14 protein-coding genes are annotated in these 23,171 nt (G+C 62.5%); 5 read left to right on the forward strand and 9 right to left on the reverse strand.

Annotated elements, in window-relative coordinates:
• Positions 1 to 57: 57 nt before the first annotated feature.
• Complete coding sequence (locus tag H2170_10085) at positions 58 to 6,621, reverse strand: filamentous hemagglutinin N-terminal domain-containing protein (GenBank protein MCS6300435.1); 6,564 nt, start codon at positions 6,619 to 6,621, stop codon at positions 58 to 60.
• Positions 6,622 to 6,638: 17 nt separating this feature from the next.
• Entirely contained in the window at positions 6,639 to 8,372 is a 1,734-nt protein-coding gene (locus H2170_10090) for a ShlB/FhaC/HecB family hemolysin secretion/activation protein (protein MCS6300436.1), read from the reverse strand.
• Between the two features lie 1,287 nt (positions 8,373 to 9,659).
• Here H2170_10090 and cadA point away from each other — a divergent pair.
• Positions 9,660 to 11,693, forward strand: a complete 2,034-nt coding sequence (cadA, locus tag H2170_10095; GenBank protein ID MCS6300437.1) for a cadmium-translocating P-type ATPase — start codon at positions 9,660 to 9,662, stop codon at positions 11,691 to 11,693.
• 122 nt (positions 11,694 to 11,815) lie between these two features.
• On the opposite strand, the gene H2170_10100 is transcribed toward cadA, so the two are convergent.
• Positions 11,816 to 12,169, reverse strand: coding sequence for a hypothetical protein (locus H2170_10100; protein MCS6300438.1), 354 nt, complete (start codon positions 12,167 to 12,169; stop codon positions 11,816 to 11,818).
• Between the two features lie 332 nt (positions 12,170 to 12,501).
• Positions 12,502 to 14,853: an RNA-binding transcriptional accessory protein gene (locus tag H2170_10105; GenBank protein ID MCS6300439.1), complete on the reverse strand. Its 2,352-nt coding sequence runs from the start codon at positions 14,851 to 14,853 to the stop codon at positions 12,502 to 12,504.
• A gap of 125 nt (positions 14,854 to 14,978) precedes the next feature.
• Between H2170_10105 and H2170_10110 the strand changes: the two genes are divergently transcribed.
• From H2170_10110 to H2170_10125, 4 genes are all read left to right on the forward strand, one after another.
• Positions 14,979 to 15,407 (forward strand): GtrA family protein, encoded by a 429-nt coding sequence (locus H2170_10110; protein MCS6300440.1) that lies wholly within the window; start codon positions 14,979 to 14,981, stop codon positions 15,405 to 15,407.
• Positions 15,404 to 16,357: a glycosyltransferase gene (locus tag H2170_10115; protein MCS6300441.1), complete on the forward strand. Its 954-nt coding sequence runs from the start codon at positions 15,404 to 15,406 to the stop codon at positions 16,355 to 16,357. The genes H2170_10110 and H2170_10115 overlap by 4 nt, the downstream gene beginning before the upstream one ends.
• A 5-nt stretch (positions 16,358 to 16,362) precedes the next feature.
• Positions 16,363 to 16,734, forward strand: coding sequence for a metallopeptidase family protein (locus tag H2170_10120; protein ID MCS6300442.1), 372 nt, complete (start codon positions 16,363 to 16,365; stop codon positions 16,732 to 16,734).
• Positions 16,735 to 16,816: 82 nt separating this feature from the next.
• On the forward strand, positions 16,817 to 17,500 hold the full coding sequence (locus tag H2170_10125; protein MCS6300443.1) for a lipid-binding SYLF domain-containing protein: 684 nt from the start codon (positions 16,817 to 16,819) through the stop codon (positions 17,498 to 17,500).
• A gap of 351 nt (positions 17,501 to 17,851) precedes the next feature.
• Here H2170_10125 and H2170_10130 read toward each other — a convergent pair whose 3' ends face one another.
• The 5 genes from H2170_10130 to H2170_10150 form a co-directional block, all read right to left on the reverse strand.
• The gene (locus H2170_10130) at positions 17,852 to 18,919 is read right to left on the reverse strand and encodes an IS630 family transposase (protein MCS6300444.1); all 1,068 of its coding nucleotides are present in this window, start codon (positions 18,917 to 18,919) and stop codon (positions 17,852 to 17,854) included.
• Positions 18,920 to 19,149: 230 nt separating this feature from the next.
• The gene (locus tag H2170_10135) at positions 19,150 to 20,019 is read right to left on the reverse strand and encodes an HDOD domain-containing protein (protein ID MCS6300445.1); all 870 of its coding nucleotides are present in this window, start codon (positions 20,017 to 20,019) and stop codon (positions 19,150 to 19,152) included.
• Positions 20,020 to 20,493: 474 nt separating this feature from the next.
• The gene (gene lpoB / locus H2170_10140; protein ID MCS6300446.1) at positions 20,494 to 21,105 is read right to left on the reverse strand and encodes a penicillin-binding protein activator LpoB; all 612 of its coding nucleotides are present in this window, start codon (positions 21,103 to 21,105) and stop codon (positions 20,494 to 20,496) included.
• Positions 21,106 to 21,201: 96 nt separating this feature from the next.
• Positions 21,202 to 21,636 (reverse strand): YcfL family protein, encoded by a 435-nt coding sequence (locus tag H2170_10145; protein MCS6300447.1) that lies wholly within the window; start codon positions 21,634 to 21,636, stop codon positions 21,202 to 21,204.
• Complete coding sequence (locus H2170_10150; GenBank protein ID MCS6300448.1) at positions 21,633 to 23,132, reverse strand: hypothetical protein; 1,500 nt, start codon at positions 23,130 to 23,132, stop codon at positions 21,633 to 21,635. Before H2170_10150 ends, H2170_10145 begins: the two co-directional genes overlap by 4 nt.
• Positions 23,133 to 23,171: the final 39 nt, after the last annotated feature.

Raw genomic sequence — 23,171 nt, forward strand, 5'->3', positions numbered from 1 at the left:
CCTCGGACCCGATTGGCGAATCGGGCCCGGCTTCAGGGTGCACTGCTTTTCTCCCACTTAGCGGAAGTCGATGAACACCGATTTCACCTGAGCTGCCGTGGCCATTTTATTGCGTTGTGCGACCAACAACGCCGTGCCCACCAACAGATCGCGCTGGGTGCTGGCCAGCTCGGAGGCCGTTCCAGAACTCACCTTAATCACCAACCCGGTATCGGTCACTTCGGCACTGAAGCTCATGGCGCCCAGCTGGGGATCGGTAATCTCAAACGCATAACTCGCCAGCACCTTGCCTGGCTCGGTCAGGGCTTGGAGCGCGCTGCCCGAGAGCGGGCTGAGCTGGAGCGTGTCGTCGGCTTGGGTGAGCGCAAAGGAACTTTCCTGTGCTGGCGCTTGATTGGCCCGCAAAACGATCACGGCAAAACTGCTGCTCACCGTTTCTCCGCCATTAGCCCGGGGCGTGCCGGCTCCGGTTAGGGTTAACACGTTACCACTCCGCGCGATTTCAACACCGGGCGCGGTCGCCGCTTCAGGCGGAAGCATCGAGATCAACGAAGGGCCGCCGGGTGTTCCTGGGACCACCAGCGCGCCCCCCGAACCGATCAAGTCACCGCCGGTTCCCGTATCGGTTGGGGTGACGGGCTGAACGGGGAGCGGCTCAAACACAGTAGCAGCCTGTTGGGCGGACACCGTCAACGTCCCATCGACAAAGCTGATGGCATAACCCAGCCCATTGGCCAAACCGCTGGGACTTATCGCGTAGGTGCCCACTGCAATCGCGCCCTGGCTGCTGCCGCCAAAGGCAACCGTACCCGTCAGCACCGACGCGGTGTCGCCGTTAACGAAGCCGCTGTTCGTCACGCCATTTCCGCCGGTAAAAGCGGCGTTATCAAAGGTCTTGGACGCGGCGCTAGCCGTCACGCTGAGGGTGGGTTGCTCGCGGTAGATCGCGAAGACGCCCGCGCCTAGCGCCGTGCTGAAACCATCGCTCACTTCGTCGCTGTTGTAGCGGAAGCGCCCGCTGCCTGAACCCACCAGCGTAGCCAAGCCCGTGCTGCCGGAAACGCTGCCGGTAAACAAGGTCGCGCGACCGCCCGTGCCCACGCTCACGGTGGGAGAGCCCGTAAGGATTAACTCACCTCCCGCAGCGGTGCCGGCCCCAGCCGATTTACCCGCATTTAAAACAACCGCGCCGCTCGTGGTGTTGGTGGTCACCACAGCCTGCGCCACGGTCAAATCACCACTCAAGGTGGCGATCGTGAGCGTCCCGGTGCCCGTAATCCCCTGGGTTGCCCCCACCGTGCCGATGGTCAACGCACCGGCATTAACCACCGCAAGGCTCCCCACGTTGCCGGCCAAAATGCCGAGTCGGTTGCTGGTATTTGTCAGCGTGAAATTGCCGCCTCCCAAGAGTGCAAGGCCGGTCAGCGCAGTGGAGCCACCCAAGGCCCCACCAAAGCTGGGCGTGCCGCTGTCGGAGATCGTCAACGTGTGCGCGCCGTCGATCGTGCCGGCAAAGCTGCTGCCAACCCCGGTTAGCGTGGTATCAGCGCCAAGCGTGATGGCGTCGCCATAGGTTTGGGCGCCCGTGGTGGTCACAGCGCCACCGTTGAGCGCAGTCGTGCCGCCAGTGTTAGTGGTCAGGCTGGTGAGGGCAGTGGTGGTGCCTACCGCACCGCCCAGCGTCGTTAGGCCCGTGGAGTTCAGCACCAAATTGTGAGTCCCCGAAGCACTGCTGTTGACCTCATTGTTGAAGCTAATGGCCCCGGAGCCTGCGGCCAATGTCACGGTCGTGCCACCGACCAAGACCGCACCGTTATAGGTCTGGCTGCCCGTGGTGGTGATATCCCCGCTGAGGGTGATGCTGGTGCCTGTAGCGGTGAAAGTCCCGGCCCCCAGTGTGAAGCTATCCAGCGTGAGTGCGTTGGCATCGGTGAGCGCCACGGCGTTGGCACCTGAGTTCGACAGACTGACGGTGCCGGTAAAGTCGTTGCTGGCGTTGGTGAGGGTGATGGCGTTGGCACCCGCGGTAAACGATGCCGCCCCGGCGCTGGCTGCCTGCGTGATGCCCCCTGACTGCGTGAGCGCACCGCCCGACTGCACCGTCAGCGTACCCGAACCCACACTCACCGTGCCCAGATCCAGCGCATTAGTGTCGCGCAGGCTGACGTTGTTGGCACCCGAGTTCGACAAACTCAGTGCACCGGTAAAGTCGTTACTGGCGTTGGCCAATGTGATGGCGAAGGCGCCCGCCGTGAACGACGCCGCCCCGGCGCTGGCGGCTTGCGTGATGACCCCCGATTGCGTGAGCGCGCCGCCTGACTGCACCGTCAGCGTACCCGAACCCACCCCAACCGTGCCCAGATCCAGTGCATTGGTGTCGCGCAGGCTGACGTTATTAGCACCCGAGTTCGACAAACTCAGTGCACCCGTAAAGTCGTTGCTCGCATTGGCCAGCGTGATGGCGAAGGCACCTGCGGTAAACGAAGCCACCCCAGCGCTTGCTGCCTGCGTGATGACCCCCGACTGCGTGAGCGCTCCGCCGGACTGCACTGTCAGCGTACCCGAACCCACACTCACCGTGCCCAGATCCAGTGCATTGGTGTCGCGCAGGCTGACGTTATTAGCACCCGAGTTCGACAGGCTGACGGTGCCGGTGAAGTTGTTGCTGGCATTGTTGAGGGTGATGGCGTTTGCACCTGCCGTGAACGATGCCGCTCCAGCACTTGCGGCCTGCGTGATGACCCCTGACTGCGTGAGCGCTCCACCGGACTGCACCGTCAGCGTACCCGAACCCACCCCAACCGTGCCCAGATCCAGCGCGTTGGTGTCGCGCAGGCTGACGTTGTTGGCACCCGAGTTCGACAGGCTCACGGCGCCGGTGAAGTCGTTGGTGGCATTATTCAGCGTGATGGCGTTGGCGCCGGCGGTCAGGTTAGTCGTGCCCGCTACGACGATACTAAAGAAGGTTTCATACTGCCGGATGACGCCACCCGTGCTCGTTAGGGTGACATTCCCTGGGGCGGTGAACGCAGGCAGTTGAAGGGCTTGCGTGTTGCTGATCGTGATGTCGCCGGCAGCGGTGACGATCTCTTGGAATACATCCCCAACAGCGGTGTTTAAGGAAATACCCGTCTGGGCAAGCAGGGTGTTGATGGCGTTTCCGGTAACGAGCCCCGCGCCACTGATGTTTCCGGCCGAGGTGAAATTGAGCCCGCCATCGCCAACACTCGCCGAACCGGTCGTGCCGGTGAGGATAAGGTTACCGCTCGTCGTGGTGGTGAGAAAAATCCGGGAGTCCCCGGACGTGGTGGCCGCAGTGCCGATGGTCAGATTGGCGCCCGTGTTGCTGAGGCTGATGTCGCCAAACCCACCCGTGCTGCCTACAGTCGAAACATTGGTGAAATTCACAGCGCCGCCTCCGGTCTGATCGAAGGTGATAAGAATGCCCTGATCCGTGGTCGAAGCCGACGTAAGCGAGGTAACCGTCGTGGCGGTTGCCAGCGCGTTATTGAGGTCGATCTTACCCGCGGTGGTATCAGCGGAGATGCTGCTGGCGGCCAGGTTGAGCGCGGTGGTGTTACCAATGCCCGTGGCCGCGTTAAGATCCACCGTCGTTGAGGTAATCAAACCACTGCCGTTGATACTGCCGGTGGCGGTGAGTGTGGTGGTGTTCGTACCGGTTGCGGTAAGGGCTGCGTTTATCGCGATATTACCGCCAAACAAGTTGATCGGACCAGCGATGCTGCTCGCCCCGCCGATGGTCAGGTCAGCCGTGTTACCGCTCTTGCCGAGGGTCAACCCGCCAAGTGACGACAAACTGTTGATCGTCAAACCGGTGAGCGATCCCGCGTTGGAACCGCTCCAGGTAAACGTCGAACTAAACGATGTCCGGGGCGCAATGGTGAGTCCACCCGTGGTTTGAAGCGTAGAAGCAGAATAGGAAGAGAACGTATTGGCGTTGATGGCGATGTTGCCCGCGTAGCTGGCACCCCCGAAAGCCGTACTCGCCACATTAAGATCGGAACTCCCACTGGCGCCGGTGGCGTGCAAAGTGATAGCACCTGAACTGTTGTCGCCCACGGTACTTGTGCTCTCAGCGATGATACCGAAACTGTCGGTGCCGCCGCTGCTGCCGCCTACACCCGTAACGCCAATGGCACCGCCGGCCGATCTGATATTGCCGCCACTTAACAGCACACCGTACTGGTTGGAACCCGCGCCTGAACCACCGGTGCCTGCAATGGCCAGCGTGCCCGCCCCACCAGACCGAACAATTCCTCCACTTTGAACAACAACTCCCATGTTGTAGGAGCCGCTGCCATTGCCTCCGCCGGTACCGGTTACCGTCACGTTGCCGCCTGCCGATTCGACCACAGCACTGTTTTCTATGCTGACGCCATGAGTCGCGCCGCTACCGGTTTGGCCCGTGCCCCCCGTGCCGGTGATGGAAACGGTCGATCCCGCGTCGACACCCTCTGCCGACACCGTAGAGCCGTTAACTTTGACGCCAAATAGTCCGTTGGTTCCATTGCCCCCCGTTCCGACGAGGGAGAGCGCACCAGCGCCGGTCGTTTTAACCACACTACTGCCCAAAAGATAAATGCCGAAATTGGTCGTCGAAGTCCCGGTTCCGCCACCGGTACCGGTGAGCGTCATCGCCCCGCTGCCGCTGGCCGTAATCGAAGAACTAGAGTCCAGAAAAATGCCCTGGTTGTTATTGCCGTTTACGCTGCTGCCACTTCCAACGCCGCCTGTACCGGTAATCGCCACCGTGCCGGTGCCCGTGATCGACGAAGTGGCCTCCAACGACACGCCCCAATTACGATCGGCGCTTCCCGCGTTGGCCGAACCCGTTCCCACCACCGTGATGTCGGCCCCCGTCACGACCACATGGTCGATCAATCGCACGCCAATGCCCGTGTCACCGGTGCTGCGATTGCTGGTGCCGCGCAGGGAAACACTCCCGGCCCCCGCAGTGAGCGTCACGTTGGAATCCAAATCCACCCCGCGATCACCAAATGCCGCGCCGCTGAGCGGGTTGGCCCCGCCGCCCATGGTAATGTCGCCCCCGTTACTGATGATGCTGGAGCCGTTAAGCAGGCGGATGCTGCCGCTGCTGTTGCTGTCGCTGTCGGCCCACAACACGGTGTTCAATTTACCCAGCGTGGAGCTAATCGCCACGCTGCTGTTAAACACGATGTCCCCGGTCGCCTTGAGCGTTAGGGTGGCATCGCCGCCGACGGTTTTGGCCAAGGTCACGCCTGAATCGATCGAGATATTTCCCGAAACCTCGTTGAGGACGCTGGTGCCGCCGTTGAGCGTGGCGACGTAGGTGTTCGCGATGGTTTGGTCGATGGTGGCGTCGGTCGGGTCGATCAGCCACAGGCCGCCCACTCCGTTGGCGGCGGAGGCAGAAATCGTGGCGCCACCCACTTCGGCCACGTAACCCGAGGTCTCGATTTGGCCGCCATTGCCGCCGACGGGGCCGCCCTTGGCAAAAATGCTGCCCTGCACGGTGGTGCGCGATTCGGATTGGGCCACCTCGCTCCACAGCACCACCTTGCCGCCGTCACCGGCCTGCGTCGCCGAAACATCGATACTCGCGCCCGCTTCCATCTTCACCGTGGTGGCCTGATACAGCGGGCCGCCGCCCTGCCAGTCCCCGCCCACCAGCACCTCGCCGCCGCCGGTTGGGCCGGTGGCCTCAGTGCGCGAGCCGGCGGAGAGGGTGATCGCGTCGCCTTCCAGCACGATGCGTCCGCCCTTGGTCGTGAGGCTGCTCGCCTCGATCACACCGCTTTGGTTGACGACCGACTGAGTCAAATGGTCCGCCGCACGCGCCGAGAGCAGCACCGCGCCGCCCGAGGCCTGCAGCCGCCCGCTGTTTTGCACCTGGGCATCGAGCGCGCCCTGGTCGACCGTGAAGTTAATCAAACGCTGCCCGTCAAAGTTCAGGCTCACCTTGTCGGCGGCCACCAGGGCCACCGAGCCCTGAGCGGCGCTGATCGTGCCCTGGTTCTCGACCCGCGGGGCGAGAAAGGCCACGTAGCCGCCCTCGGCGGTACGGATTTGCCCGGCATTGACCACCCAGGCGGCCGCCGCACCGGCGTTTTTCTCGAACGCATGGCGCCCGGCCAAAAAGCCCGCGTCGCTCAGCGCTAGGCTGGAGGCCACCAGACCGCCCACGTCCACGCGCGCCGAAGCTCCGAAAATCACGCCGGCAGGATTGAGCAAAAACACCTGCCCGTTGGAGCTGAGCGAGCCGTAGATCGCGCTGGGGTCGGACGACTGCACGCGGTTGAGCGCCACACTCGAGGCGCTGGGCTGCACAAAACGCACGCTCGCGTCGCTGCCGATGTTAAAGGTCTGCCAGTTCGTAATCAGCTGCTGGGACGACTGGGTAATGGTCAGGTTGGCGCCGCTTTGCTGAAGGCTCGCCACGCCTGAGACGACGTTGGCCCCGGTGGGCAGCGCGGTGGGGGCGGGGGCCAGGACGATTGGCAAAATCTGGCCCTGGACGGGCGCGACGCTCAGCAGGGTCGCGAGGACGACGGCCAGGCAATCACCGAGGAGCTTGATCGGGCCGCAGCCCGTGGACGTGAGGCAGGATATGTGTTTCATGCGCGGGGAGTCCAAAATTAGAAGAAAGTGGTGAGGCTGACCCACACGCGGCTGCGGTGGCGGGTGCCGTCGGAGTCGTTGCCCTGGGTGTTGGCGGCGGGATTGTCGCCGATTTTTTGGGCCCACTGCAGGCGGGCCTCATAGCGCGCCGATTTACTGAGCGTCACCCCCAGGCCGAAGCCGCTGAGAGTGTAATCGTTCGGGGTGGTGAGGGTTTGCCCGTCGGCGTCCTTAAACTGGCGCACCCGCCCCCAGTCGTAAAACGCCTGCACGTTCACATCGCCCCAAGCGCCAAAGGAACCCACGAAGTAGCGCGCCTCCAACGTCGCGCGCACGCCTTCGTCGCCTGCGGCCTCGCCGGTCGGATAGGCCCGCACCCCGCTGGGGCCACCCAGCTGAAAACGCTCGGCGCTGTCCAAATTGGAGCTGGCGAACTGCCCGGTGGTGAGCAGCGCGAAGCTAAGCTTTTCGGTGGCGCGCTGCAGGCGGGCGGCATGCCAGTTGATTTTTTGGAAACTGCCTTGGGTGTGGGCACCGCCGGTTCCTTGGTCAGAACTGAGGCTGGCCGCATTCCGGCCCAAATCGAGCTGACCGGCGCTGAACGAGAGCCCGGCGTAGGTGTAGCCCCCGCCGGCGAGAGCATCAGACTGCTCCAAATCGAGCCCCGTGGTGGCCAAATCGACAAGCTTGTCGCTGGTGGCGGCGCCGGCGGCCTCGTTATAAAGGGTTTTGCGATCATAGGCGGCCGTGGCGTAGAGGCTGCGCTCACGGCTGCGGATCAGCGGGTAACGCGCGTTCCCCGTCCAAGTTTGCGCCGTGCCCTCAGCGCGGAGGTTGGCCAGCTCCTCACCCACGCTGTAAGCCATGCTGCTATAGGCCACACCGGCCCGGGCTCCCGCCGTGCCGACCGGCTGCGAATAGCCCACCCGCCCATAGGTGTAGTTGGCGCCCGCCGAGCGCTGCGATTGGGTGGCCTGCACCGTGAGCTGTTCGCCATAGCCGAGCGGGTCGTTGAAGTTAAACCCCGCACTGGCGCGGTTGGCCCCGGTGTAGCGGCTGCCGTAGTTGTCGAGCAGAGCGAAACCGTTAAACAGCGACGCCTCTTTCACGTCCGCAACGATGCGGGTGGTGCCCGGGGTGAGGCCAGGTTCGAGGTTAGCGCTGGCCCCGATGCCAGGCAGATCATTGAGCAGCAGCAAACCGCGCTCTAGGTCCGCCCGCTTTAGCGGCTGGTTGCTGGGCGCGGCACGGCCGAGAACGCCCTTCACCACGGAGGGTTTTAACCGCAGCCCCTGGCCCTCGATGCGGATGCCCTGGTCTGAATCCACGCGTCCCTCGCTAACCACCAAGGTGACGATCCCCTCGGTGACATCCTGCTTGGGTAGGTAAACGCGCGCCAAAAAGTAACCCCCCTTTTGGTAGAGCTCGGTCAAGCTGCGGGCGGCTGCCTGCAAATCCGCTAGGCTCAACGGGCGATTAAGATAACCAGCCAGGGCCGCGTGCAGACGCTCTGGGGTGAATACGGAGATAGCGCCCGTGAGCTTGAAGGAGGTGACGACCACAACGGCGGAACTGACCTCCGCTTTGGCCGGAGCTGGAGGCGGGGCCGGAGTCGGATCGGTTGGCGGCACAACGGCATCGCCCGAGGCAGGCGGAAAGGTAGCGCGCGCGGGCTGGTTTTGTTGCTGCTGCAGCAGGCTGCCGGCATCGACTGGCGGCGGGGTTTGGGCGCGGGCAAGTGGTGCGCCCACGAAAGCCAATGCCAACCCGCAAGCCGCCAGCCATTGAAACGCCGTCAGCCTTTTCCGCGATAAAAACACCATAGTTTGGTTACTAACGGCACGGCAGGCCATTTACTTGAGCCGAAAAACGGGGTTCTTCGACAGTGCCGGTGGTGAGACCTCAAACCATTGGCCACGAAAAGCCCCCAATGAGACAAAAACCAAGGCCTCGATCGATCTAACCGCGAAGGCTCGCAAAGGAGCGCTAAGGGCAACGTAACTACCTGTTAATAAAAGCCGATGAATGCTTTTTGACTCAAACCCCACGGTCGGGTCACCCGTGCCACGTCGGATGAGTCTGAGCGCCTTGGGCGTCCCGCCCATGGGCTTAGCTCCTAACGTGGCATGGGCGTCCCGCCCATGGCTGGAGTTTGGCCCCTGACTAGTCGAACGCAGATCAGCCGAATCCTTGAGCTCACGCTCAAGGCCACACTCTTCGCGAACACACTCCTTGTGGCCTTGAGCGTGAGCTCAAGGATTCGGCGCACCGCAGCCAGAAAAAACACCTCGTGCTCACGCACGAAGCCACACCGAGCCAAAGCCACCCAGGCAAAGGCACACTCCAGGCCGCACCCGCCCGAACGTGGCCTTGAGCGTGAGCTCAAGGTCTGGAGTTTGGCCGTTTAACTCGTGCCAAGAACCACACAGGTGCTGCGCATCATGTATGGCGATCTGAGCTGATCACTCCGGAGAGTTTCGCAGACTTCGCAACAGCCACCCGCACGTCAACGAACGCATCGAAACCCATGCCGTTGCTACCTGCGGTACGCTTCTACCTTAGCTGGGGGACGGATCTCAACTCGTTTTGAGGCCAAACTCCAGGCATGGGCGTCCCGCCTATGGGCTTGGTCCTAACGTGGCATGGGCGTCCCGCCTATGGGCTTGGTCCTAACGTGGCACGGGCGTCCCGCCTATGGGCTTGGTCCTAACGTGGCACGGGCGTCCCGCCCATGGGCTTGGTCCTAACGTGGCATGGGCGTCCCGCCTATGGGCTTGGCTCAACGGTGGTTATGCCTGCACGCCCCATGCCTTACAGCCTTCGCGGTAAAAGGGATTTGGGGCCGCGTTTTTGTGTCATTGGGTGTTTTGGTGGCCAACGGATTGCGGCCGACCCACCGGAAACGTTAAGGAGACTCGCGGCGCGCCTTCGGTTCTCTCGTTCGCATTACCAAAATAAGCCAACTCGTTGGCCGTCACGCTCGCGCTCGGCACCTGGATGCTTAGGGTGCGCGCCTACACTCGCTCCGCTTCTTCGCCATGACCACCACGCCGTCCTGCTGCCATTCGCCCGGCCCCCACACTCCCGCTCCCGCACCCGCCGCACCGGTTTACATGGGCCTGCCCGACGAACGCGTGCTGCGTCCGCGCTTCTGGGTCGCCTTCACCTGCACCTTGCCGGTCCTCGTCCTCGCGATGGGACCGATGCTCGCCCCCGCCAGCTTTCCGCATCTCGACCCGCGCCTATCCGCCTGGTTGCAACTGGCCCTGACCACCCCGGTGTTTTTCTGGTGCGGCGCGTTCTTCATCCGCCGCTGGTGGAAATCCCTGCGCGAGCTTGATACCAACATGTTTACGCTCACCGTCACCGGCACGGGCGCGGCGTATTTTTACTCGGTGGCCGCCGTGCTGTTCGGCCACAAATTCCCCGCCTCCCTCCACCTGGCCGATCACGGCGTGCCGCTCTATTTCGAGGGGGCGGCGTTTATCACGACCATCGTTTTGCTCGGTCAGATTTTAGAGCAACGCGCCCACTCTCGCACCGATGCGGCCATTCGCGCCCTGATGGAGCTCGCCCCCGCCACCGCCCACCGCGTGCGCGACGGCGTCGAGGAAGACGTCCCGCTCGCCGAGATCGTCGCGGGCGATGTGCTGCGCGTGCGCCCGGGCGAAAAAGTCCCGGTGGACGGCACGCTCACCGAGGGCGGCAGCGACGTGGACGAAGCCATGCTCACCGGTGAACCCGCGCCCGTCGCCAAATCCCCCGGTGCCCCCGTCAGCGCAGGCACGCTCAACACCACCGGCTCATTCCTGTTCCGCGCCGAACGCGTTGGCGCGGACACGCTGCTCGCGCAAATCATCCGCCTGGTCGAACAGGCGCAGGACAGCGAAGCGCCTATCCAGCGCGTAGCCGACCGCGTCTCGGCGTGGTTCGTGCCCACGGTCGCCGCGATTTCGGCGCTCACCTTCATCCTGTGGCTGTGGCTCGGACCCGCGCCGGCCTTCATCCCCGCCCTGGTCAACGCGGTCGCAGTCCTCATCATCGCCTGCCCCTGCGCCCTCGGTCTGGCCACGCCGGTGGCACTCGTCACCGGCATCGGGCGCGGCGCGCAGGCGGGCGTTCTCGTCAAAGACGCCGCCGCCCTCGAACACCTCACCGCCGCCACCACCGTACTGATCGACAAGACCGGCACGCTCACCGAGGGCAAACCCCGTGTCGTCGCCATTACGCCCCAGAACGGCATGCCCGAAAACGAGCTGCTCGCCCTCGCCGCCGCCGCCGAGTCGCCCAGCGAACACCCGCTCGCCCGTGCCTTGGTCGCCGCAGCCAAGGAGCGCAACCTGCCCCTCGCCCCCGCCAGCGATTTCCGCGCCCAACCGGGTCAGGGCGTCAGCGCCCGCGTGGCCGAACGCACCGTGCGCGTCGCCCGCGCCGCCGAGCGCCCCGACAACCACGCCACCGCCACGGTGATCGACGTCACCCTAAACGGCAGTTTCGCGGGCACGATTGCGCTGGCCGACCCGATCAAAGCCTCCACGCCTGCGGCCATCGCCGAACTGCACCGGCTGGGGTTAAAAATTTACATGGTCACCGGCGACCGTGAGGCCACCGCCCGCGCCGTGGCCGACGAACTCGGCCTCGACGGGTTCCACGCTGGCGTGACTCCGGCGCGCAAACAGGAGCTCGTGCGCGAGCACCAGGCGCGCGGCGAGGTCGTGGTGTTTGCCGGCGACGGCCTCAACGACGCGCCTGCCTTGGCCGCCGCCGACATCGGGATCGCGATGGGCACGGGCACCGATGTGGCCATGCACAGCGCCGGTCTGGTGCTGGTCAAAGGCGATCTGCGCGCGCTGGTGAAGGCGGTGCACCTGAGTCGGGCGACGCTGCGCAACATCAAGCAGAACCTATTCTGGGCGTTTTTCTACAACGCGGCCGGCATCCCGCTGGCGGCGGGACTATTGTATCCATTAACCGGATGGCTGCTGAGCCCGATGTTCGCGGCGGCGGCGATGAGCCTGAGCTCGCTAAGTGTGGTGGCCAACGCCCTGCGCCTGCGCCACGCCCGACTCTAAGCACACGCCGCGTTGAGAGCGGGGTCGGATCGGTCGGAGCAGGGCGGCAACCGAGAAGGTCGTTCGTTCACCCAGACCAAATCCTAAGTGTCACCTATTAGGTGACACTTAAGATTGGCGAATCAGGACAAGTGAATGCCGTGCTGGCGGGAGTTTAGCCAATGCAGGAGCAGGAGTGTGCGCTCGGCATCGGGCAAACGGCGGCGGCCGACAATATAGTCGTCCACCCGCTGGCGCGGTACGCCGAGAATACGGCCCAAGCGGGCCTTCTCGCCATAAGCCCATTTTTGCTGGCGCAGGACGAGGGAAAGCTCGTTCCACAAGGGAGTGTCGGAGCCCGGTTTGAGTGCTTCGCAGCGCGGAGGGCGGGTGTGCTTATAGGCGTCTTTGAGCGCGCGGGCGGTTGCTACGGCGGCCAGTTCAAGTCCTGCCCCCAAAGCCAACGCGGCGTTCAGGCGCGGGTGTGAGTAGTCCATGCCCACACCGCTATGCAGCTTTCGAAAAGTGTCACCTGATAGGTGACACTTTTCTGGCTTGTCCCCTGGCCGCTGGAAAGCTCCCTCACCCATCTGCGCCGCGTAAACTCCGGCTGCTCAGGTAAACCTTTAAACCAAAGTGTCACCTAATAGGTGACACTTTGGTTTTGCCGGTTCGCGATAAAGGGATCGCCACCGGGTGGATTCGGCTGATTCAGCGAGGGTGCGCGGCTGCGAGGGTCGGCTGCGAGGGTGGACGCGGTGGGCGTAGGGGGTGGCGCGGGGGTGGGGGGCGCAGGCACAGGTGCCTGCGCATGCGCCGGGGCTGCCGCTCAGCGCTTCTTGTTGAGCGCGGCGGCGAACCAGTCGTTGGTCAACGACTGCGCGGGTTTCGCCACCGGAGCGGCAGCCGGGGCCGGGCGGGCTTGCCCCGGGCTCGTGCGCGGGCCGGCTTGACCGGTCTTCGCACCCAATTGCGGCGCGCTGCGCATCGACAACGCAATACGCCCGCGTGCCAAATCGACTTCGGTCACCGTCACACTGACCTTCTGACCCGGTTTCACCACCGCCGCCGGATCTTTGACAAACCCGTCCGCCAACTGGCTCACATGCACCAGTCCGTCTTGGTGCACCCCGATGTCCACAAACGCCCCGAAGGCCGTCACGTTGGTCACCAGGCCGGGCAACTTCATGCCGGGCTTCAAATCTTCGGGTTTGTTCACGCCTTCCTGAAAACTGAAGGCTTCAAACTTTTCGCGCGGGTCACGGCCGGGTTTGGCCAACTCGGCCAAGATGTCCGTGAGCGTCGGCAAACCGACCGCCTCGGTGACGTAGGCGGCGAGATTGATCTTTTTGCGCAGCTTTTCGTCGCGCAACAAATCGGCCACGGTGCAGCCGAGGTCGGCGGCCATTTTGGCAACCAGCGCATAACGCTCGGGGTGCACCGCCGAGGCGTCGAGCGGGTGCGCGGCATCGTGGATGCGCAGGAAGCCGGCGGCCTGTTCAAAGGCCTTGGGGCCGAGGCCCGTCACGTCCAAGAGGTCGGCGCGGGTTTTGAAGGCTCCCTTGTCGTTGCGGCGGGCGACGATTGCGGCGGCGCTGCGGCTGTTGAGCCCCGAGACCTGAGCGAGCAGCTGTTTGGAGGCGGTGTTGAGCTCGACGCCCACGCCGTTCACGCAGGAAATCACGGTGTCGTCGAGGCAGCGCTTGAGAGCGTTCTGGTCGACGTCGTGCTGGTATTGGCCGACGCCAATGCTCTTCGGGTCGAGCTTCACCAACTCGGCGAGCGGGTCCATCAGGCGGCGGCCAATCGACACGGCGCCGCGCACCGTCAGGTCGTGGTCGGGGAACTCTTCGCGCGCCACCTCGCTGGCCGAATAGATGGAGGCGCCCGACTCGTTGACCATGACCACGGTGATCGAAGCGGGGAGTTTCAGCCCGCGGACGAAGGCCTCGGTCTCGCGGCCGGCGGTGCCGTTACCGATGGCGATGGCCTCGATTTTGAAAAACTCGATAAAGCCTTTGATTTTTTCCGCGGCCTCGACCTCGTGGCGGTCGGGGTAAATCACGTCGTTGTGCAACAGTTTGCCCTGACGATCGAGGATCACTGTTTTGCAACCGGTGCGGAAGCCCGGGTCAAGGGCGAGCACGGCGCGTTGACCGAGCGGAGCGGCCAGAAGCAATTCGCGGGCGTTGTCGGCAAACACCTTGATGGCGTCGGCGTCGGCCTTCTTTTTGGAATCGAGGCGGAACTCGGTTTCCATGGCCGGAGCGAGCAGGCGCTTGAGGGTGTCGGCGAGCAACAGGCGTAGTTGCGCGGTGGCGACCGGCGAGGTGGCTTTGATGAAAAGCCGCTCCAGTTCGGCGAGGCAGAGCAGCTCGTCGACCGTGATGCGCATCATCAAAAACAGCTCCTTTTCACCACGGCGCATGGCGAGCAGGCGGTGCGAGGGGCACTTGGCGAGCGGCTCCGACCACTCAAAGTAGTCCTTGAACTTGGCGCCCTCGGCCTCCTTGCCCCCGATCACCTTGGAGGTGATAACGGCGGACTCGCGGTAGATGGAGCGGAGTTTTTCACGCGCAGCGGCATCATCGCTAACGCGCTCGGCGAGAATGTCGCGCGCACCGGCAAACGCCTCCTCGGGCGTGGCGATTTTTTGCACCGGAGTGGGCGGTGATTTACCGTCGTCGGGCTGGTACTCGCGGCCGACATAAGCCTGGGCGGCGGCAGCGAAATCGGTGGCGGGATCTTGGGCCCAGATGAGTTCGGCGAGGGGCTCCAGGCCCTTTTCCTTGGCGATGGTGGCGCGGGTGCGCTTCTTGGGACGGAACGGCAGGTAGATGTCTTCGAGCCGCGTGAGGGTTTCGGCCAACGCGATCTGATTATCGAGGGCCGGAGTGAGCAGGCCGCGCTCCTTGAGCGAAGCGAGGATGACGGCGCGGCGCTCGTCGAGCTGGGCGAGTTGCTCCAAGCGGTCGCGGATGGTGGTGATTTGGACCTCGTCGAGCTCGCCGGTCATCTCCTTGCGGTAGCGGGCGATGAAGGGGACGGTGGCGCCGTCCTTGAGAAGCTGGGCGGTCGTAGCGACCTGGTGGACTTTGACCGAAGGCCCCAGCTCTTTGACGATGAGGAGGACGTGGTCGGCGTTGGGGAGCGAGGCGGGGAGGGCGGTGGGTTCAGCCATGTTAAAGAAAGAGTCGAGTGCAACGCCTCGCAGAGCGCGGGCAAGGGCAAAAGCCCCGCCGCCCCAAGCATCCGGCGCACTCCGCGATTGCCCAGCTTGGGTACGTTACCCATACCCATAAAATCATGACGTTTAAGTTCACCCAGAAGGCCCGTTTTTTCCGCTTCCTGCTGGTCGGCATTCTTAATTCAGCGGTGGGCTACGGGCTGTTCGCCCTCTTCATTTATCTGGGCCTGCACTACTCTCTCGCCAATTTGGTGGCGACCATCCTGGCCGTTTGCTTCAACTTCATCTCGACACGCAAACTGGTGTTTAAACAAACCAGCGGCGGCCGAGGAACTGCGACCGCCGTGCGCTTTGCGCTGGTTTACGCCGTTCTCTATGGAGTCAACGTCGGGCTTCTTACGGCTTTATTAAAAACCGGCATCACCGAATACCTGGCCGGACTTTTATTAATTCCGGTGAGTGCCACACTCGCCTATATACTTCACTCCCAGTTCACCTTTCGCAGCCCGCCACCCGTGACACCCACGCTGAGCACCACGGCGACATGACAGCGAGTCCGGTTATTTTTAATATAGCGGTCCACGTCACCGCCTATCGGGATGCCGCGGCGTTGGCGCGGGTGCTCACTGCGGTTCAGGCGCAAACGTGCGCACCGGCGATCATCAGGCTGGTGGATAATTCGCCCGCGCCGCTCGCTCTGCCGTTACCGCCAACGCACGCCCCCGCCCGCATCCTTTATCACCACCTGCCCGCCAACGAAGGCACCGCCGGGGCGATCAATCGCTCGATCACCTGGGGCATTGAAACCGGGGTGGATTACCTGTGGATTCTCGACCAGGACAGCGAGCCAAACCCGGGACTGCTGGCCGATTTAGTCGAGGACCACCAGTGCCTGATAAAATCCATCCCTATTCCAGTCGGCCTCGTTGCGCCGCTGACCCGCAACCGCGACGACGGCCAGCCCAACGCGCCGCTGCGCTTTGACCGCTTCCGCAGTCGCCCCGTTTTTTATATAACGGATCCCGTGGAATGCGATTTCCTGCCGGCTTCCGGCATGTTGCTGCACCTGCCCTCGCTGCATCAGCTCAAGCTCCCTGACAGCGCCTATTTTTTGGATCTATATGATTTCGCCCTCGGCCTGGCGATCAATGCGGCCGGCGCCGGCGTCTGGCTGGTGCCCGCGCTGGAACTCTCACATCAAGTCGGGCGCAAGGTGACATTTATTAAAAACGGAAACACGCATGTGTTTGCCGACATGCCGGTGGCGAGAGTGCGCCTGCTCCACCGCAACAGCACTTATTTTTATACACGCTCAGCGCACGGTTTTGATAAACTTCTGGCGGCGGGCTGGCAGGGCCGGCGGGCGGTGCTCCAGGCCTGGCGATTTATATATTACGGTTTTGACCAGCGCTGGAGCAAAGCCGCGGCAGCCCTGGCCGGCTGGGCGCTGGGGCTTTTCGGACTCGGCTCCTCCCGAAACCCTGAAGGCGTGAAATAACAGCCATGACGCCCACCGACCTCACGCTACTGGCCGCCTCGGTCGTCGAAGCCGCGCAAAAGTCCCTGCCGCCGCAGCTGCGCCCCCTCGCCGCCGCCGTGCCCGTGCATTACGAGGCGTTGCCCGATGCCGAACTCATCGCCGCCGGTTTCGAGCCCGACATTCTCGGGCTGTTCACGGGCTCAGCGCACGGTGCCGCCCTGAGCGAGGACCAGCCCATGCCGGCTGAAATCGTGCTGTTTCTTGAAAACCTCTGGGAATTCGCGGAGGCCGACGAAGAGGTTTTTCGCGACGAGGTTCGCATCACCTACTTGCACGAACTCGGCCATTTCTTGGGTTGGGACGAAGAGGGTCTGGCCGCCCGAGAGCTGGACTGACCTTGACAAATGCCACGTCCGCGACTCCCCCTTTCAACGTGCGCCGCAATCGGCGTGAATCTTATCTCCACCGCCTTTCGCTATGAAAAAACTGCTTTCACTCGTCATCCTGCTAGCCCTCACCGTGTCACTCCGGGCCGACTCCGCCCAGGACCGCGAGCGCTTCGTCAAACGCATGGAAACCTGCGAGGCCATCCTGCGCGAGTTCCAGGCCGACCCCGCGCGCGCCATCCCGTCCGAGGTGCTGCACCGCGCCAAGGGATTGGTGATCACCACCCAGTTCAAGGGCGGCCTCATCCTTGGCTTTCAAGAGGGCTTCGGCACCATTTTGGTCAAAAAATCCAACGGCCGCTGGAGCATTCCGGTGGTGGTGCGTGCCGGCGAAGCCAGCCTCGGCCTCCAGTTGGGCGGCTCCAGCGTCGAGTCGATTTACGTGCTGATGGATGAAGCGACCCCGCGCCTGCTTTTCGAAGGCCGCTTTAACATCGGTGTGGATGCCGCCGCCGTCGCCGGCCCGCGCGCCGCAGATGCTGAAAAATCCAATCAGCTGCTGCTCAATGTACCCGTTCTCGTTTACACCAACAAGAAGGGCCTCTTTGCCGGCGCCACCGTAAAGAGCGGTTACATTACCCGTAGCGACGCCGTTAACCGCGCCTTCTACGCGCTGGACTACGACTTGCCCGAGCTGCTGTACGGCAACTTCGTCAACCCCATCCCGGCCGAAGTGAAGCCGCTGATGGATTACGTCACCCAGCTCGCCCCTTGAGCTGGTCCCTCGGGTGAAGCGCGGTGCAGGCACCGCTTGAACCGCACACCGCCCAGCTGGACGAGTACCTGATCCGGCCACAAAAAAAGCCCCTCCATCGAGGGGCTCTTTTGTGCTTTAAAACCAAGCGTAATCCATCCGGCCTGCTGACCCTAGTAGGCTGTAACATTTAAAGTGTCGCATCCCGAGCCCCCTTAAAATCAAAGCCATACATCAAGCCTTTTAGCCGCGAAAGAACGCAGAGAACGCATAGAAATACAGTGCTTGTTCTTTGCGCTCCTTGCGTTCTTTCGCGGCCAAACTGCCTTGGATTTTTGATGCGACACTTTAAATGTTACAGCCTACTAGTGCTTAATTGCGTAGATTAATGATAGTATTTCTGAGTTGGCTTCCCTTGACCTCGCGCTTGCGCCACTTGAACGGCTTGGCATTGGGCAGGTAGGCGGCGACGAAAGCGTCAATGGCCTGACTAAGTTCGGCGACGCTTCTGAAGTTCGCGCCCCGTAGCGCCTTCCTTGTTAGTATGCCGAACCAGATTTCAACTTGATTGAGCCAACTCGCCGAGGTTGGGGTAAAGTGGAAGTGGACATTGGGGTGCCGAGCGAGCCAAGCGTCGCACTTTTTGTGGGTGCAATAATTATCCAAAATCACGTGGAGTTCTCTCTCGGGCGGGTGATCCGCCACCACTTGGTCCATGAACAGCAGGAACTCCTCCCGGCGCTTAAGGGTGGTTTTCTGCGTCTTGATCAAGCCCGTGGCCACATCAAGGGCAGCGAACAAGTTGAGTGTACCGTGGCGCTTGTAGGTGCTTTTGAGTCCCTGGACGATTTTACCATTGTCGGTCTCCACGTAACCGGTGGCGCGCTCTAGGGCTTGGATGCCAGGCTTTTCATCCACACTTATCACCAATGCCTTTTCCGGTGGGCTCAGGTAGAGCCCGACGATATCGGCTGCCTTGGCTGCGAACTGCTTGTCAGTGCTCACGCACCACGAGCGCTGGCGCTGCAGGCAAATGCCCTCCTTGCGCAGCACTCGCCAGACCGCGTGCACCGAGCCGCCGAGCACACGGGCCACCGCTGGACCATCCCAGCGCGCCTGCCCCGGAGGGGGTGGCCCTTCCAATAAAGCCAGCACCCGATCTCGAAAGTCCTCACCGTAGGTGCGCTTCGCGCCCGGCCGTGCCGCATCATCCAGCCCCTTCATGCCAAGCAGCACAAAGCGATCCCTCCACTTTATTACGGTGTTCGGCCTGGTGTTGCAGCGGCGCGCCACCTCTTGCACCTGCTCGCCACTCACGCACCCAAGGATCATCCGGGCGCGCTCAACTCGCTGCCTCGACTCAATCCGGCTGGTTGCCCGTTTTTCTAGGGATTGCTGATCCCCCTCGCTACAAGTGATTCGCACGGCTTTTCGTCCCATCTACAAAGCGGATACAATATCACTTATTATTGCAAGTAAGCACTAGTAGGCAGTAACCTTCGAGTTGTCGCATTCTACCGACCCTGAAAAACCAAAAAAACCTCGATCCATTTAGCCGCGAAAGAACGCAGAGAACGCATAGAAATACAGGGTTTGTTCTTTGCGCTCCTTGCGTTCTTTCGCGGCCAAACTGCCTTGGTTTGATCCGACACTTTGCATGTTACTGCCTACTAGACGGCGGGATCGATCATGCGCCGCGTGCGGCTGTAATCATCAAACGTCGTTTCAACGATTCCCTGAATCTGCTCCGCGCTCAGGCTGCACATGGCGACAAACCGGGCGCAGGCCGGATCGGCCAAGGCGCGCTCCACTGGCGCCGGCTGCATCTGAACCCCGAGCCCTTGAGGGAAAAGGCTCGAGGTAAACTGCAACGCCTCGGCCAGCCAGCTGGGCGCGGGCAGTGACGCGGGATCATCCTGAGCGCCTATGGCCTGAATCATCTCAGCGGAGAATTTCCACTTCCCCAAAAGGGTGGCGCCGGCCTGGGCTTGAACAAACCCCACGCTCTGCTGCTCCCAGGCGGAAATCGGCTCGTTACCGCCCCAAAATAAACCGCCGCCATGGTCTTCGATCGCTTGGTTGATTGCCAGACGCCCCAGGAAGCGGAGCAGTCCCACCGTGTAGGCTTGTTCGGCATCGCCCCGGCCCGCAGCCGAGGTCAGGTTCCGCAAGAACAGGCCGTTAAACAGGCTCTCGGCCCAGAAGTCGTCGGCGGAAATGCCGTAGCAACCCAAGTGCTGTTTGGCCACGACGCGGGTGACCGCCAAATTCAAGAGCCGAATCGTCTCGTTGGAGCCTATCTTTTGAATCGCTTCACCGATCGTCTGGTTCGGTTCACTGGAACCGTAAAACACACTGTTGGCACAGCGGATGAGGTCGGCGGTGATCGATGGGTCGCTGCCCACCAGTTTGGCAATGTCGGCGATGTCTGAATGGGGATCGCGGAGCAAAGTCAGACCGCGGGCGAGAATTGCGGGGGCTGGGCTGAATTTCTCAATCCGGTCGATGGCGAGGCGAAACTGTTCTTGGGAATTTTTCATGGGGGTAATGAACATCCAAATCCGGTGCGGGTAGGGTGATCACCATCGGAGTAAGCGCCCCGCGTCACAACGGAAAAAACAAGGCGTGGCTGAATCAAGCGCCGCCATTGCCAACGCCCCGCCTCGGCATGGTGTACGTGCACAAAAAAGCCGCCCCGCGGTAAAACGCAGGGGCGGCGATCTTGGGTGGGAGAGTCAGCCAAAAGCCGGCCTCCAACCCGTGTTCAGGCATCGAGCCTGAGCACCACGGGACTTATGCGAATGAGCGTTCAAGTGAGGCTTACGGCATCCTTGAGCTCACGCTCAAGGCCACACTCGTAACGAACACACCCGCAGCGAACATACTCGTAACGAACACACCCGCAGCGAACAGAATCCCCGTGGCCCTGAGCGTGAGCTCAGGGTGTTTCCCCTCGGCGATTCGCACCTTCATGAGCTAGGTCCATTAAGCTCATCTTAAACGCGAATGGGGACTTACCAGCCCAGGGTGGCTTTCTTGGACTGCTTGGCGATCTCTCGCTCGTCCTCCCACACCGTCAGGCCGCTCTTCACACTAATCAGCGACATCTGGAAGCTGTAGGTGTTTTGGGTCACGCTGTTGATGCGATCCGACTGCTGAATCAGCTTGGCGTAGAGGGTGTAATGAGGAGCAACCAGATTGGCTTTTTTACCGGTGGTCAGCTCGTCCATCTCGGCGGCTTCACTGGCAACCACCGCGCGCTCGCCCAGCCCCATGGTGTTGGTGATGGCAACTTTTCCGGTCTGGCTAAGGGCCACGCGGATTTTTTTGATCAACAAGTCGGTGTCGACCTGCGCTTGGGTGTTGTTGATGACGCGGTCAACGGCGAGCACGGCGGGCTGAGCCGGGGCTTTGTCAAGGGCGCCGGAGGAAAGCAGCGAGCCGACGAGTTGATCGGCGGCATTGGCCCAATCCTGGGAGTTAATGCCGCTGGTGTTGAGGGCTTGTGGGCCTTTGGAGTCTACGTTGCGAACCTGGTTGGTCGAACAACCGGTGAACACAAGAGCGGCGGGCGCCAGCACGGCGACGAGCAATGCGGTTTTGAGCGAGATGGTGGAGGTGGTCATAGGGAAAGTTGAGCTGGGAGCTGGGAGCTAAGAGCTCATAGCTCATAGCTCCAAGCTCATAGCTCTTAGCTAAGAGTGGGGGCTGAAAACGGATGATTACGGTTTATATTCGCTGAGCTTGAGGACGAAATCGACCGCGCGCGGGTTGATCGCAACCGTGGAAATCATCGTGGTTTCGCGACCTTGAAGCATGAGCGTCTTCCAGGTCTCGTTGGGCGAATTCACCGCCATGCCGCTCTGGTCGATCCACTCGAACTTGTAACGGATGGTGCGCGGGTTGTTTTTGAGGTTTTCCAAGGCGACCTGGATTTTGAGCAGGTTGCCGGAAACGGTGGCTTGGTTAACCGAGTTAACGCGCACGGTGCGCGCAAGGGTGTTGTCGGTGACCACGCGTTTGTCGGAAACGAAGTCGGGGGTGGCCTGGGACTGGGCGCGCTCAACGGTGTTCACGTTGGTCGCGCAGCCGGGCAAAGCGACGAGCGCAGCGGCGGCCAAAAGGCTGGAGACGAGCAGACGGGGATGGGTGTTCATTTGAGGAGAAATTGGGAGACGAACAGGGGCGAGGAGGCGGAAATGCTTTTGACGTAGACCACGTTCACGGAGCCTGGGTCCAATTTAATCGTGCGCGTCTGGCCGCCGGCGGAAACCGTGAGTTGGCGGTCAGCCGGGGTGGCAAGGCGGGCATACTGGAACTCCTTGGGAATGGTGATCCAGGTGCGGGTGTCGGCGATGTTGGTGGAGGCGTTGAGCGCGGTCATGGCAACCGCTCCGGCGAAACCGAGCATGGGATTTTGGTCGTCGAGCTGCTTTTGCACGACCGCCTGGATAATCGCCTTGGTGGCGGTGGTGATGAGGGTTTTCGTCAGGATGGTGGGCCACTCGTTTTTGAAGTCGTTGGCCACAACGCTGTCCATGCTGGCCACTGTGGCGGTGGAGAGCGACAGGCCGCCACCGCTGACGGTGAGCGCCGGCAAGTAGTTGGCGTTGTATTCAAGACGTGGAAACGCGGCCCCGACGTAGGCGAGTTTGCTGGTGACGATAAACGTAGGGATGTCGATGCGGAGCTGGTCGCGAACGGGGCCGGTGCCGGTTTCGAAAATCACGTAGGTGATCGACTCGGGGGCTTTGCCCTCGGCGGCAGCGGCGCCGAGAGCGGCGTCGGTGGCGACGTAGGGATTTTCGGGGACGAGGCCGGCGAGGCGCTCAAAGGATTTGCGACCGCGCTCCCAGTCGGCGCCGTTCTCACCGCGAATGGAGAAGAACAGACCGTCGAGGAAAACGGCGAAGGGGTTAACATAGTCGCCGTACGCCTTCATGTTGGCCGTGGAGGCTGCGAGAGCGGCGGCGAGTGCAGGGCCGGTGGCGGGATCGGCCTGGGCCTTGTCGACGTCGTAGGCGGCCGTCTTGCCCTTTTCGTCCTGGACTTCGCCCTTGGCGGCCTTGGCAGCCTGGGCCTGGGCCTCGGCGATGTGCTTTTGGTTGAGCTCGACGGCGTCACGCTGGCGCTGGAGGGCACGGTTTAACTCGACGCGGGCAGCATCGGGCTGGCCGAGCTGCAAATAACTAAGGGCATTGTAGGTGCTGAGGAGAACCTTGTCGTAGGCGCGGCCCCGATACGGGATGTTGGCCTGATTGGTAACCAGAGCGAAGGCTTCGCTGCCGACTTTGATTTTGGCCTGCTCCTCCCAGTAGACGATGCGCTCATCGGCCTGCCCGAAGGCGGCGAGAGAACGCTTGGCGTAAGCGTTGCTGATTTCGACCGGAGTGGGCGCAGGCGGGATGGGAGCCGTCGGATCCTTGGGGGCAACGATGACGGGGGCCGGAAGCTGGGAAACGTCGGCGAGCGCGGCGGTGCGCAAGACGGCACCCTGTTCAAGCCGCCAGAGCAGCTCGTCTTTGCCGCCTGCCTTGGCGGCGGCCTCGCGGTCGGCCTCGGCCACCGCAGCAGCGATGTTAGCGCCGCGAAAGGCACTGGAGAGGTCTTCGGCTTTTTGCTGGTAGGTTTGGCAACCTGAGAGCAGCAGCAGGGCTGCGGCGAGAGCGGCCGGAGGAACGAAGCGGGTGGG

The organism is Opitutus sp., from assembly GCA_024998815.1.
Classification (GTDB): Bacteria; Verrucomicrobiota; Verrucomicrobiia; order Opitutales; family Opitutaceae; genus Rariglobus.

Excerpts from the sequence above, each read along its gene's own strand:
- lpoB (MCS6300446.1), bottom strand. The coding sequence starts at position 21,105 with ATGACCACCTCCACCATCTCGCTCAAAACCGCATTGCTCGTCGCCGTG.
- cadA (MCS6300437.1), top strand. The coding sequence starts at position 9,660 with ATGACCACCACGCCGTCCTGCTGCCATTCGCCCGGCCCCCACACTCCC.
- H2170_10085 (MCS6300435.1), bottom strand. The coding sequence starts at position 6,621 with ATGAAACACATATCCTGCCTCACGTCCACGGGCTGCGGCCCGATCAAG.
- H2170_10120 (MCS6300442.1), top strand. The coding sequence starts at position 16,363 with ATGACGCCCACCGACCTCACGCTACTGGCCGCCTCGGTCGTCGAAGCC.
- H2170_10115 (MCS6300441.1), top strand. The coding sequence starts at position 15,404 with ATGACAGCGAGTCCGGTTATTTTTAATATAGCGGTCCACGTCACCGCC.
- H2170_10130 (MCS6300444.1), bottom strand. The coding sequence starts at position 18,919 with ATGGGACGAAAAGCCGTGCGAATCACTTGTAGCGAGGGGGATCAGCAA.
- H2170_10100 (MCS6300438.1), bottom strand. The coding sequence starts at position 12,169 with ATGGACTACTCACACCCGCGCCTGAACGCCGCGTTGGCTTTGGGGGCA.
- H2170_10145 (MCS6300447.1), bottom strand. The coding sequence starts at position 21,636 with ATGAACACCCATCCCCGTCTGCTCGTCTCCAGCCTTTTGGCCGCCGCT.
- H2170_10135 (MCS6300445.1), bottom strand. The coding sequence starts at position 20,019 with ATGAAAAATTCCCAAGAACAGTTTCGCCTCGCCATCGACCGGATTGAG.
- H2170_10125 (MCS6300443.1), top strand. The coding sequence starts at position 16,817 with ATGAAAAAACTGCTTTCACTCGTCATCCTGCTAGCCCTCACCGTGTCA.
- H2170_10110 (MCS6300440.1), top strand. The coding sequence starts at position 14,979 with ATGACGTTTAAGTTCACCCAGAAGGCCCGTTTTTTCCGCTTCCTGCTG.
- H2170_10105 (MCS6300439.1), bottom strand. The coding sequence starts at position 14,853 with ATGGCTGAACCCACCGCCCTCCCCGCCTCGCTCCCCAACGCCGACCAC.